Origin of the sequence: Streptosporangium sp. NBC_01469 (genome assembly GCF_036227305.1) — a bacterium.
GTDB lineage: Bacteria > Actinomycetota > Actinomycetes > Streptosporangiales > Streptosporangiaceae > Streptosporangium.
Genome location: NZ_CP109465.1, coordinates 7015200 through 7026276, shown reverse-complemented (window position 1 = coordinate 7026276; position 11077 = coordinate 7015200). Strand labels below are relative to the sequence as shown.

At 69.3% G+C, this 11077-nt stretch carries 14 protein-coding genes; 5 read left to right on the top strand and 9 right to left on the bottom strand.

Features of this window, described 5'->3' with window-relative positions:
• Nucleotides 1-135 precede the first annotated feature (135 nt).
• Nucleotides 136-1719: a hypothetical protein gene (locus tag OG587_RS30905; protein ID WP_329081342.1), complete on the bottom strand. Its 1584-nt coding sequence runs from the start codon at nucleotides 1717-1719 to the stop codon at nucleotides 136-138.
• A 154-nt stretch (nucleotides 1720-1873) separates the two neighbouring features.
• Nucleotides 1874-2215, bottom strand: a complete 342-nt coding sequence (locus tag OG587_RS30900; RefSeq protein WP_329081340.1) for a helix-turn-helix transcriptional regulator — start codon at nucleotides 2213-2215, stop codon at nucleotides 1874-1876.
• 274 nt (nucleotides 2216-2489) lie between these two features.
• On the opposite strand from OG587_RS30900, the gene OG587_RS30895 reads away from it, so the two are divergent.
• On the top strand, nucleotides 2490-2846 hold the full coding sequence (locus tag OG587_RS30895) for an STAS domain-containing protein (protein WP_329081338.1): 357 nt from the start codon (nucleotides 2490-2492) through the stop codon (nucleotides 2844-2846).
• Between the two features lie 322 nt (nucleotides 2847-3168).
• On the opposite strand, the gene OG587_RS30890 is transcribed toward OG587_RS30895, so the two are convergent.
• Nucleotides 3169-3540: a hypothetical protein gene (locus OG587_RS30890; protein ID WP_329081337.1), complete on the bottom strand. Its 372-nt coding sequence runs from the start codon at nucleotides 3538-3540 to the stop codon at nucleotides 3169-3171.
• Nucleotides 3541-3608: 68 nt separating this feature from the next.
• Here OG587_RS30890 and OG587_RS30885 point away from each other — a divergent pair, with 68 nt between their 5' ends.
• Complete coding sequence (locus tag OG587_RS30885; protein WP_329081335.1) at nucleotides 3609-4589, top strand: recombinase family protein; 981 nt, start codon at nucleotides 3609-3611, stop codon at nucleotides 4587-4589.
• A gap of 97 nt (nucleotides 4590-4686) precedes the next feature.
• On the top strand, nucleotides 4687-4905 hold the full coding sequence (locus OG587_RS30880) for a hypothetical protein (RefSeq protein WP_329081333.1): 219 nt from the start codon (nucleotides 4687-4689) through the stop codon (nucleotides 4903-4905).
• Between the two features lie 217 nt (nucleotides 4906-5122).
• On the opposite strand, the gene OG587_RS30875 is transcribed toward OG587_RS30880, so the two are convergent.
• From OG587_RS30875 to OG587_RS30860, 4 genes are all read right to left on the bottom strand, one after another.
• On the bottom strand, nucleotides 5123-5416 hold the full coding sequence (locus OG587_RS30875) for a helix-turn-helix domain-containing protein (protein ID WP_329094059.1): 294 nt from the start codon (nucleotides 5414-5416) through the stop codon (nucleotides 5123-5125).
• A gap of 1004 nt (nucleotides 5417-6420) precedes the next feature.
• Nucleotides 6421-6792: an STAS domain-containing protein gene (locus OG587_RS30870; protein ID WP_329081331.1), complete on the bottom strand. Its 372-nt coding sequence runs from the start codon at nucleotides 6790-6792 to the stop codon at nucleotides 6421-6423.
• A 242-nt stretch (nucleotides 6793-7034) separates the two neighbouring features.
• Complete coding sequence (locus OG587_RS30865; RefSeq protein ID WP_329081330.1) at nucleotides 7035-7592, bottom strand: chemotaxis protein CheB; 558 nt, start codon at nucleotides 7590-7592, stop codon at nucleotides 7035-7037.
• A gap of 645 nt (nucleotides 7593-8237) precedes the next feature.
• Nucleotides 8238-8534, bottom strand: a complete 297-nt coding sequence (locus OG587_RS30860) for a Tn3 family transposase (protein WP_329094058.1) — start codon at nucleotides 8532-8534, stop codon at nucleotides 8238-8240.
• A gap of 168 nt (nucleotides 8535-8702) precedes the next feature.
• Here OG587_RS30860 and OG587_RS30855 point away from each other — a divergent pair, with 168 nt between their 5' ends.
• Nucleotides 8703-9161: an STAS domain-containing protein gene (locus OG587_RS30855; protein WP_329081329.1), complete on the top strand. Its 459-nt coding sequence runs from the start codon at nucleotides 8703-8705 to the stop codon at nucleotides 9159-9161.
• Between the two features lie 245 nt (nucleotides 9162-9406).
• Nucleotides 9407-10624 (top strand): S1 family peptidase, encoded by a 1218-nt coding sequence (locus OG587_RS30850; protein WP_329081328.1) that lies wholly within the window; start codon nucleotides 9407-9409, stop codon nucleotides 10622-10624.
• On the opposite strand, the gene OG587_RS30845 is transcribed toward OG587_RS30850, so the two are convergent.
• Together OG587_RS30845 and OG587_RS30840 are read right to left on the bottom strand one after the other, a co-directional pair.
• A complete protein-coding gene (locus OG587_RS30845) occupies nucleotides 10569-10790 on the bottom strand; it encodes a hypothetical protein (protein WP_329081327.1) in 222 nt (73 codons plus the stop codon). The genes OG587_RS30850 and OG587_RS30845 overlap by 56 nt on opposite strands.
• Nucleotides 10787-10966 carry a hypothetical protein gene (locus tag OG587_RS30840; protein WP_329081324.1) on the bottom strand — a complete coding sequence of 60 codons (180 nt, stop codon included), beginning with the start codon at nucleotides 10964-10966 and terminating at the stop codon, nucleotides 10787-10789. The genes OG587_RS30845 and OG587_RS30840 overlap by 4 nt, the downstream gene beginning before the upstream one ends.
• Between the last annotated feature and the right edge of the window lie 111 nt (nucleotides 10967-11077).

Here is an 11077-nt window from a genome sequence, read left to right as displayed (position 1 = left end):
GTAGAACCCCGCGGTACAAGCGCTCTGTTGCCGGGGTGACCGTCACTCGGCGGTCACCCCTCAGGCGGAAGGTCCGGAGCCCGCTTCGGCCATCGCTTATAGCCGGGCGGTCGTGCCCCGGCTTCGACGAGAGGGTCATTGTCCGAGATCGACGCTGTGATCGGCGCTGTGTCCGTGACGTTGCCGATGAGCGTGGAAGTAGCGCTCCGAGAGCGGTGAATGCGCCGCGCAGCGCAGGCCCTCCACCGCTTTGAGCGCGGCAGGAAGATCGGTCGACGATCCGGCCGGGGCAGGGCGAGCACGAATCGTCCCGTGCCCGTCCACATACACCTCGCCCTGCTCGAAGAGCGCGTCACAGCCCAGGGCGCAGGCGAGCATCACGATCGCCAGGTCGCGGCGCTCGGCCTCGTCGGCGTCTTCGCGCCGCTTGATATGGGCCACGTGCAGGTAGGAGACCGGAAGCGTCCTGCCGCACAGGTCACATTCGGCGCTCGTGCGGTGCCCCAGCAGGAAGCGGCGCAGCTTGCCCTGTTCCCGCCGCTGCGTGGCCACCCGGACGACATCGGTGGCGCCTTCCAGGTCCAACCCGGTGACCGCGCTCAAGGCTTCGGGATCGGCGACCGGCTCCTGGACCGGAAAGACAGCCCTGCGGAGGCGCCGGGAGGCGTCGGCCGGGGTGAAACGGCCGCGGTTGAACGTCCAGCCTTCGCGCTCGGCGAGGGTGTCCGCCGACGGCGCGGCGGCCATGACGAAGGACGACGGCGGACCGACGGGGAAGGCAGAGGCCCGAGGCAGCCGATCGGCCCCTGCCGCAGCGCGCCGGGGGTGCTGAGTGAGACGACGCAGGTGCTGGTGCATCAGGCGGCAGTCATCGCCGGCGGTGGCGCCGGTGAGGTGCGCGAGCTCGGCGACGCCGCCCAGCCAGGCGCCTCGCCACAGCAGATCCGCCATCTGCAGGTCACAGAAACTCACGGCGACAAGCTCGTCCTTGACCTTCTGGATCTTGCCGTTGCGGGGGTGGCCGTGCGCGAAGGCGTACTCGCGATGCAGCGCCTGCAGCAGATCTGTTCCCCACACCACGACGTGTAAGCGGGCTCGACCGCCCTGGGCCGTCAGCCTCGAGTTCTCCAGCGCGTGGTTGCGGTTGTAGTACTGCAGGACCAGGGCGAGTTGACCGGCCCAATGCGAGAACGGTACCCAGGAGCCTTCCGGAGGTTGGTGCTCGCGCGCGCACGGCCAGAACTCCTTCACCCCGCGGGCATTCCAGCGTTCGCCGTTGTGCGGTGCCAAGGGTTGATCGAAGATCGGCTCACCGGCGCTGTCGAAGATGGCGAGTTCACTGATCCGGCCACAGCAGTGCGCGGTCCGACCGGCCAGGAACGCGATGGAGGCATCGTCATCGCGGAACTCGTCGCGCAGGCGATCGGCGGTCTCACCGGCCAGCATGTCGGCGTCTGCCTGCTGAGGGCGAAGCCGTTGGCGTTGGGCCCGCTGGCGGGTGTAGAGCGGGGTTCGGAGCTCGCCACCCCAGTCGGTGGTCGCGATGCGGTACGCATGCCTCAGGCCGTCTCGTCCGATGGAGCCTGAGCTGGGGGCCAGGACAACCGGTGTGCCGTGCGCGAGGTGTTCCTGGTAGGAGCGAAGATCGGCAGGAAGCTCATGGGCGTACCCGGCCCGCAGCTCGATCAGCTCATCCACGGAGAGCAGGAACGGCGACATGCACAGAACCTAGTGCACCCAGCTTGTCGTGCGGGTGCAGTTCGCGATCGCCGATCACCTCGGACACCGCCTTTCTCGCCACCTCACCTATGAGCGGGGAGATCACGATGAGCAGGTGAGGGTAGCGCACGCTCTGGCTGCCGTGGCCAGGAGTTTAGCGGCGCTGGCCTACGTGGAGGGCCTGGTGGGCCTGGTCGTGGCCGGCGAAGATGTCCAGCAGCACGCCGATGGGCACACCCGCCTCGGTCGGGTAGCGGAAACGCTGCTCGGGGTTGATCGTGTAGTGGTTGCGGCGGCCCACCTTGGAGCGGGTGAGGTAGCCCGCCTGGTGCAGGTCGGTCACGATGCCCTGCGCCGCGCGCTCGGTGATGCCGATGGCGGCCGCGATGTCGCGCAGCCGCGCCCGCGGGTCACGGGCGATCTCCAGCAGGACCCGGGCGTGATGGGTCAGGAAGGTCCACGAGGACGAAGGCTGATCGGAACTGTTTTCGGCCACGTCACATTCTCCCGGCATCGCCAGAGCGGGTCGCTACGGAACGGGCAGGTTCAGGCACCACCATAGGAAGAAGCATACCGGAAATATCTTTCGTGTATCTTTGTTCCGACGTAAGGTGGAGGCGTCCAGGCCCGTCGGCATGCACCGGGGCAAGAAGGGGATCGATCACATGGCTGTCGTGCAGCACCGGCCCGCACCGGCCGGCTCCCGCGCCCGGCAACACCGGCTACCGGCTCCATCAGCCGACCTACGACGAACGCCTGACGGTGAAGCCGTGACCATCCAGGAGCAGGTCGTACCCGGTGAGCGATGGGTCGACGCCGTGCTCTATCTCGATCGCACGCTGCGCATCACCTACAGCCCGGCCCCGCCCGGAGGCGCGGTCCGGCTGATCGGCGAGCTCGACGTCACCAACACCCGGGCGGCCGCCCGAACCCTGGCCCAGGCGCGGGCGGCCGAGGGCATCCTCATCATCGACGTCGGCCGCCTGAAGTTCGTCGACCTCGCGGGCCTGCGCATGCTGACCGGCCTGTGCCGCGACGGCGTGGCCCACCTGATCAACGTGCCGCCCGGCATGCGCCGCCTGCTCGGCCTGCTGGGCCGGGCGGACGTCCTCGACGAGTGCGCATGACGGCGCCCGGCCGGCGCGCCGAGGCGGGGTCCCGGTAGTAATGAAGAAATTTCCAACGAAGTAGCCTCTGACCTGCTGCGACCCCGGACCCCTATGACTAAGGTCTCGATCCGCTTACGGTGTGAGCCATGAGCGACGATCCTCAGTTCGGGTACGGCGCAGGGAGCAGGAAAAACAAGCGTCAAAGGGGCAGGGCGCAGGTCAGAGGCGCTGTAAGTGTCCGAAGGGCGACCCGGATGGGGCTGGCCAAGGTACGCCGGAAATCCGCCGTGGGGATCGCTGACCGGCGACCGGTCAAGGGCGCTCGCGGTAGCCGACCGGCTTACCGGATCCGACGGCGGGCGGCCGGGTCGCGGCTGGCCACGTGGTCGGCGACGGCGTCGACGCCGGGGCGGGCGTAGCGCTCCAGGGAGCGGACCGAGGCGTACCGGGAGCGGGCGAGCAGGGTCGGGGTGTTGGTGCCGTCTTCGGCTTCGTGGGTCAGTGCGCTGTGGCGTAGCTGGTGCAGGGACCAGCCGCTGCACTGTTTTAATTCGGCCGCGTCGGTGAGGGTCCCACTCTGGTCGGCGTCACCAGGGGCAAAGTAGCTCTGTGTGACGGCGGTGACGGTGGGTGATTCGCAGAAACGTTCCTTTGTCAGAGCAAGATTACCGAAAGGGTGGGAGGTCCCTCCACGCCTCGGATCGGTTCGCACAACTCGTTCTCACTCAAAAGCGGGATCGACCCCCTTCTGAGAGTTGCATTGTGCGAAAATCCGGACCCATGACCGCCCCTCACACCGCGTCGGTGTTCGACGCCGACGACATCGAGCGCCACCCGTGCCCGCGGTGCGCGGCCGAGCCCGGCTCGCCGTGCCGCTCGCGCGGCGGCGCGGTCGCCGGCACCTACCACACCGGCCGCTTCACAAAGGTGGGCCGGCTCGCGAAGCTGCTGCGAGTGGCCACCCCCGCCGACCGCGGCCCCGGCCAGCCGTGGCGGCCCGGCACGCCGCCCCCGGCGCCCGTCGACCCCGACATGCCCACCGCCGACATCCGTATCGGCTACGCCCGTTGCTCGACCCTCGGCCAGGAACTCGACGCGCTCACCGCCAAGAACATCCCCCGAGACAAGATCTTCGCCGAGAAGATCAGCACCCGGGTGCGGGTTCGCCCCCAGTTCGAGGCCGCCCTGACCGCCGCCCGCGAGATCAAGGCTCACGCCCCGCACTGCCGGGTGATCCTCACGGTGTGCGAGATGAAGCGCCTGGGACGCGACGCCGCCGAGCTCACCGCTTTGGCCGACCACCTGTCCGCCCACGGCCTGGTCCTGGAGATGCTCGCCGGGCCCCTGGCCGGAACCTACGACCCCAGCGGGCACGGCCGGCTGCTGTTCGCCTTCTTCGCCGCGATGGCCGAGACCGAACGAGAAAACATCCGCGAATCGACCCTCGAAGGACTCGACACCGCCGCCCGCAAGGGCAAGCACGGCGGCCGGCCCCCGGTCATCACCGCAGACATGCTGCACACCGTGCTGCGGCGCCGCGCGATGGGCGAGTCCGTCGAGCAGATCCAGCCGGACCTGATCATCGGAACCGGCAGACGCAAGGGGCACAACCCGTCCGTCGCCAGCATCTACCGCGCCCTCGCCGAGCACGACAAGACCCAGGCCTACCCCGAGGCCATCGTTCAGGCCCGCGCCGACTTCGCCGCCTTGCGCCCCACCGGCGTCCCCACCCTGCATGCGACGACCTCAACCGCGGGTTAGCCTTCGCAGGTCGAGCGGTTGGTATCTCGGTGGCAACGGCGCAGGAAACCGGGTAATGGATCGATGATCGACGACAAGCAAGGAGAAAGGGGGGCCGATGAACGGTCGGGCTCCTTCTCGTCTCGGCGGCGGGCGGGCGGTGGTGCGGCCGCTGACCGGCCGGCTCCCGGAGTCGGGACAACAGGTGGAGGGTTCCTCTTTGAGGGGAGCGGAGCTGGCTGAGCGGATGCGTAAGAGCGCGGAGCGGCTGCAGCAGGTCCGGGCCGTCGCGAAGGTTCTGATCCGTGAGGCCAGGGCCGGTACCCCTTCGCCGTAGGCGCGGCGTCCCGGGCACAGGTACCGGCTCCGTCGGCGTGGCGTCCCGCCCCTCACCGGCATCGCCGTCGACGCGTGAGAGCTGTGCGCCCTCACCAGGCCGGACCGCCCTGCCGCTGCGAGGCAGGGCGCCCTTGGGCTGGTGAGGTGAGGGTGTCGGGGCGAGACCGGTGCTGTCGGGCGGCAGCGCGGGCGATCGCGGGTGAGGACGCCGGCCCTCAGGCCGAGCGGCGGCTCGCGTTGCCGGGCTGGTGGCGGTCGCGGTGGTGTTGGAGTTCGGTGTTGATGCGCAGGGCTTCGGCGAGCTGGTCTTCCAGGATGATGATGCGGCAGGCGGCCTCCAGGGCGGTGCCCTGGTCGAGGAGTTCGCGGGCGCGGGCGGCCAGGCGAAGCTGGTAGCGCGAGTAACGGCGGTGGCCGCCCTCTGAGCGCTGCGGCTCGATCAGCTTGGCGGCGCCGAGGTTGCGCAGGAACGCGGGGGTGACGCCGAGGATCTCGGCGGCCCGGCCCATGCTGTAGGCGGGGTAGTCCTCATCGTCGAACCGGTGACCGGAGAGGTCACTCGGCGTGGCGGGGAGCCCGTCAGCCTCATCGGCGCTGCCCGCGGTGTCGGCCCGGTGGGCCGGTTCAGCCGTATCGGCGCTGGCGCGGAGCCTGGGCTGCGCGCGGACGGCCGACGCTATCGGTGCTTGGTCCATATAACCTTCCTGACAACCTTCTGGAAAATGCCGACAGGGCCCCGGCGCCATGATGCGCCGGGGCCCACGAGGTTCAACACCATCTACCGGCCCGAAGGCCGATCTGTCTGTTCCGCATTGGCCGCCCGATGGGGGCAGGGATGCGGGGATCGCGTGTGCGTGACCGTAGACCACCTTCCAATCCGTGGGACTGCGGTACCCGTGCGGCGAACATCAACCGGCAACGGGCGATCCTGATGGCGTTCAACACTCCTTTCACTCTTCGCTGGCGCTATTTCCTTCACCTTCATGCATCACGTGCGTACCGCAGCTGCGCCGTCCACGGCCGGGACCCTTCACCTACACCTGGTCCTGGCGCGTCCGACGGTGGTACTCGTCACTCGTTCACTGCCTGACTGCTGTGGCAGCGCGTCCACGGCCAGAACCCTTCAACCACTGCCGGTCCTGGCACGTCCGACCTTCTGCCCGTTCATTTCTTGCCGCAGCTGCTTCGTCCACGGCCGGGACCCTTCACCTACTGCCGGTCCTGGCGCGTCCGACGGTGTTTCTGGTTTCACTGCTGTTGCTGTGGCAGCGCGTCCACGGCCGGGACCCTTCAACCGCTCGGTCCTGGCACGTCCGACCTTCTGCCCCTCTTCACTGCGTCGTCTTTGTATCCAGCTATCCACGCTCGTCCGGACAGTTCGTCGTGATGCCTACGTCCTGCTCTGCCCTCGTGGATCCGTTCCTTGCGATGTCAGGAACTCTACCCCCACCCACCACGGATGTCTACTTCAGCCACTACAGATTTTCGGTGCCGGAGACGTAAAGGCTGAGCTTCACGCCTCAGGAAGCAGCTCGGCGACGGCGTGGTCGACGCTGTCGCGCAACTCGAAGCGCGACAGCAGGCCGGTGCGCCGCAGCAACTGCCGCAGCCCGGTCGGCAGACCCACGAACACCAGCCGGCCGGTGGCGGTGGCGTGGATGCGTTGGCGGGTGTGGGCCAGCACCGCCAGGGCGGTGGAGTCGTAAAAGGTCAGCTGGGAGACCTCCAACACCAGCCGGGGTCCCTCGCTCAGTTCCCAGACCGCCTCGATGCGGCCGGTGAGCGTGGGTGCGGTGATGAAGTCCAGGTGCCCGCCGACCTCCAGCACGCTGCAATGCCCGTAATGGGTCACCCGCACCCGCAACGCCTGCCCGCGATCGGTCACCTCAGCCTCCCCTGGTCACGACTGGCCGCGACGGGTGAGGGTAGCGGCCGGTGGACGCCCCCCCGCGATACCCCGAGGAAGGGCACAGATGCCCATGGCGCCGACGAAACGCAACGCGGCTCCGTCGAGGCCCGCCGTCACCCGCCGCGGCTCGGCCGCCGCGGACACTCCCGGCAGCGCGAACCACCCCCTCACCGCAACGCCCGCCCGCGTCACCGCCAGCGGGCGCCACCCCGGAGGCGTCAGGTCGGCGTGATGTGGGTGGTGATCGCCGCGGCGATGTCGTCGAGGGCCAGTACCCGGCTGACCTGGCCGGTGGCGATGGCGGCCGCGGGCATCGCGAAGAACGCCGAGCTGGACTCGTCCTGAGCGAAGACGGCGCCGCCGCGGTGGACGACGGCGCGCACCCCGGCCTGGCCGTCGTGGCCGGTGCCGGTGAGGATGACCGCCAGCGCGCGCGGCCCGCAGGTGACGGCCAAGGTGGCCAGCAGCAGGTCCGCCGAAGGGCGGGGCGGGGGCAGCCCCCCGGTGGCGATGAACGCGACGCGCTCGGGGGAGGCGACCAGCAGGTGATGGCCTGGCGGCACGACCAGCACCAAACCGGCCTGCAGGGCGGCGCCATCGACGGCGACCCGCACCTCCAGAGCGGTCCGCCGCGCCAAGATGGCCGCCAGCATGCTGTTATGGGCGGGGTCTTGATGCAAGGCGACCAACAGCGCGGCGGGCAGATCGGCCGGCAGCGGAGCCAGCACCCGCGACAACGCCTCCAGCCCACCGGCCGAGGCGATCAACGCCACCACCGCCAACCCTTCTGCCCCTTCTGCCCCTTCTGGTCGACCGTCGTTGGCCCGGCTCAGGGCAGTCGCGTCATCGGCGACGGGCTCGCCCCCGGACGGGAGGATCGTCTCGGGGCGAAGGATGCTCACATCGGCCAGCCAACCACACCCCCTACCGGCTGATCCGCGACAGGCCCTCCACTCACGGCCATACCGTTGGTGAACCAACACCTCAGTCACAGAACCCGCGCAATCCCCCCAGTTCAGCGTCATATCCGTCCTTTTCGGTACCCGCTGGGCGAGTGCTGTGCCGATCACCGATCCTGCCGCGATCGCGGCCGCGACCAGCAGCCAGATCGGCGCGGTGAGCTGCGGTGAGCCCTTGGCCACGACGGAGAGCGCGTTCACCATGAGCCCATAGAACGGCGCGTTCGGCACGAACTCCCGTACCGTCCAGCCCGCGTTGACCGCGTACAGGGAAACCGCCGGGCCGCCCACCCCTGCCGAGGAGTTCATGAATCCGCCCGAGTCGTACACTGTTGATCTTGTTTTGCGGCTTTTGGGCTCACCTTGGCTGGACCCCCTACACCTCCTCCAGCGCCGAGCGCGGCGCAGGACCACTCAGGGCGTCAACCCCAGCTCGCGTAGTTGCGCGGGCCGCAATGGCCGTCAGCCGCTGGTGTCGAGCTTGGCCAGTTCCGCCTCGACGTCGACATTGATGACGCCGAAGAAGTTGATGTTGTCGCTGTGGCCGGGCGAGATATGCGACAGGATCTGGTCCGGTACCTCCCGGCCCTGGGAGCGCAGCTCCAGCACCGCCCGAGAATAATATTCCGTCGTCCAGGCGACCACCGAGTTGGTCAGCAGGGTCAGGCACCACGCCTGCTCGGTTTGCTGCTCCAGATGCGGGCGAGTGAGGGCCTTCCAGCCGTTCTCATGGCCCGCACCTCCAGCAGACCTCCGCAGCTGCTCGGCGAACTCGGCGTGGACCTGCTCGGTTCAAACCGTTCACTGCGACCATGCACGCCAGGTCTTTTGCGGCCCTCTACGTCGCGCTCGTGAAATGGACGGCGCGTACAGCAACCGGGACAACGGCCCCGTTGGCGCAGGACGCGACCGTGAGGGGGTGGCGTCATGCCAGGTGATCGGGCCGCGCCGCAGGTGCAGAGCTGGCGTGTGGGACCGGTGCGGGTGCTTCGCCTGATCGGGGAGCTGGACGCGGTGACGGTTCCGGAGGTGGCGGTGACGCTGGATGAGGCGCTGCTCACCTTCGAGGACCTGCTGCTGGTCGTCGACCTGACCCAGGTGACCTTCATCGCCTCGGCCGGGGTGGGTGCCCTGGTGCGGATGCGCCAGGACGTCCAGCGGCGCCACGGGCGCTTGATCGTGGTCCTTGCCCCGCAGGGGCGGGCGCGTCGTCTGTTCGAGCTGACCCGCATGGTGGATCACTTCGAGGTGCGCCTGACGCTGCCTGAGGCGGTCAGTGCGCTGCGAGGGCAGGAGCCGCGCCCCTTTCTCCCCGAGCAGATCAGACCGAGTCCGGAGCCGACACCGCCGCCGACGCCGATTCCGGGAGGTCCTGCCGATCGTTAGGTGAGGGGTGATCGGCAGGCGAGCACGGCATGGTCGGCGGAACATGATCCTCGGCCCCGCCACGGGCCCGCAGGGGAGATCGCCCCTTCGTCTCCTGATCGCAAGGTTCTTACCAATACCGCGCGCGACGGACGCCTTCGGCGCCGCAGGGCGGTACGGGCCGGATTAAGGTGACGATGCCCGTATCGCGTGATCAGCCTGCGGTATGAGGCCTGCCCCCCTCACGACGAGGTCGAGGAGAGGCTATGGTGCGTCGACACATCGTGACCATTGGATGCGTCCTGACGGTCGCCGGGTTCAGCCTGGCGGCCGATCCGGTTGCCGCCGGCCGCCCGCCGGCCGCTGCCACGGCTGCTTCACCTGTCCGGCAACCACCGCCGGGCATGGTCCAGGCACTCCAGCGTGACCTCGGGCTCAGCAAGGAGCAGGTCGAAACCCGGCTGCGCAACGAGGCTCGCCTGATTCCCATCCGAGACAGGCTCCGAAACATGCTCGCGGACCGCTTCGCCGGCTCCTGGCTGTCGGGAACCGTCGCCCAAACCCTGACCGTCGCCACCACCAGCACCGATGACATCCCCGCGATCCTCGCCGCGGGCGCCCGGCCCAAGCTCGTCACTCGCTCCCTGGCCCAGTTGAGGTCGATCAAGCGAACGCTCGACGCGGCTCCGCTCGCCCATCCACAGGCGGGCCGGGTGCGCTACATCGACGTGCGCACCAACAAGGTCGTGCTCTTGGCGGCGGCACCCGAGCAAGCCAAGACGATCATCCACACGCTCGGAGTCGACAAGGAGGGGGTGCAGGTGATGCCCACCCTGGAGTCCCCGCAGCCCCTGACCAAGGTGGGCGGCGGTGAGGCCTACTATCTCGACCCCGTCGGCCGCTGCTCGGTCGGGTTCGCCGTGACCAGAGGAAACCGCGAGGGGTTCACCAGCGCCGGTCACTGCGGCGGGTCGGGTGCCTCCGCCACCGGCGCCAACCGGATCGCCCTGGGCGTCGTCCAGGAATCGACCTTCCCCGGCGACGACCACGCCTGGATCGCGGTGAACCCCACCTGGACGCTCACCCCGGCGGTGAACATCTACGGCACCGACGCCGACGGCGCCGCACCCATCACCGGCGCCCGGCCGGCGATCGAGGGCGCCTCGGTCTGCCGATCTGGCTCCACCACCTACTTCCACTGCGGCCTCATCCAGCAGCGCGAGACCACCATCATCTACCCCCAGGGCGCCGTCTTCGGATTGACCCGCACCACCGTTTGCGCCGAGCCCGGAGATTCGGGCGGCCCCTTCATCGCCATCGACCAGGCCCAGGGCATCACCTCCGGCGGCTCGGGAGACTGCAGTACCGGCGGCATCTCCTACTTCCAGCCGATCGGCCCGATCCTCACCACCTACGGCCTGACCCTGCTCACCACCGCTCGCACACCGCGGCCGTCGGCCACCACCACAGCCACCGCATCCTGAGCGGCTCAGTCGCCGGGGCCGCCGAGTCGACCGCCCGGCTCGGGGCGGCCACGCCGAACAGCTCCAGCTGCTCGTCGGCAGGCTCCTGCGTCGTCAGCTTCAGGCAGCGGCGGCAGGTGACCGCGCCCCGGTCCGGATGGGCCGCGCCCGGGTCCCACCCGCTCACCCCGACCATGCACGCCGGGCCTGGCATGCGCTGCCCAGCCAGCGGGTCATCACGACCGCGTGCACGATGCCTGAGGAGCGCACCCGAAGGTTGGAGCCGTCGGCGTAGGCCGACCGTGCCGCGGCGGCGATCGTGGCCAGCGCCTCGTACAGGCCCGGCGCGCCCTCCGCGCTCATCGACCAGGAACCCGTCCCGCCCTTGAGGCTCCTCGCGCACCCGCGGGTAGACCCCTCCGAAAGCTCCTCAGCTTCCCAGACCGGTTACCTCGTGGTGGCCACCGCTGAAAT

Coding starts and splice junctions, on each gene's coding strand:
- OG587_RS30875 (WP_329094059.1), bottom strand. CDS start 5,416: ATGGGCCGGGCCGCCGAGATCCTCGGCGTCACCCCCGCGTTCCTGCGC.
- OG587_RS30880 (WP_329081333.1), top strand. CDS start 4,687: ATGAACGGTCGGGCTCCTTCTCGTCTCGGCGGCGGGCGGGCGGTGGTG.
- OG587_RS30885 (WP_329081335.1), top strand. CDS start 3,609: ATGACCGCCCCTCACACCGCGTCGGTGTTCGACGCCGACGACATCGAG.
- OG587_RS30850 (WP_329081328.1), top strand. CDS start 9,407: ATGGTGCGTCGACACATCGTGACCATTGGATGCGTCCTGACGGTCGCC.
- OG587_RS30905 (WP_329081342.1), bottom strand. CDS start 1,719: ATGTCGCCGTTCCTGCTCTCCGTGGATGAGCTGATCGAGCTGCGGGCC.
- OG587_RS30855 (WP_329081329.1), top strand. CDS start 8,703: ATGCCAGGTGATCGGGCCGCGCCGCAGGTGCAGAGCTGGCGTGTGGGA.
- OG587_RS30840 (WP_329081324.1), bottom strand. CDS start 10,966: ATGAGCGCGGAGGGCGCGCCGGGCCTGTACGAGGCGCTGGCCACGATC.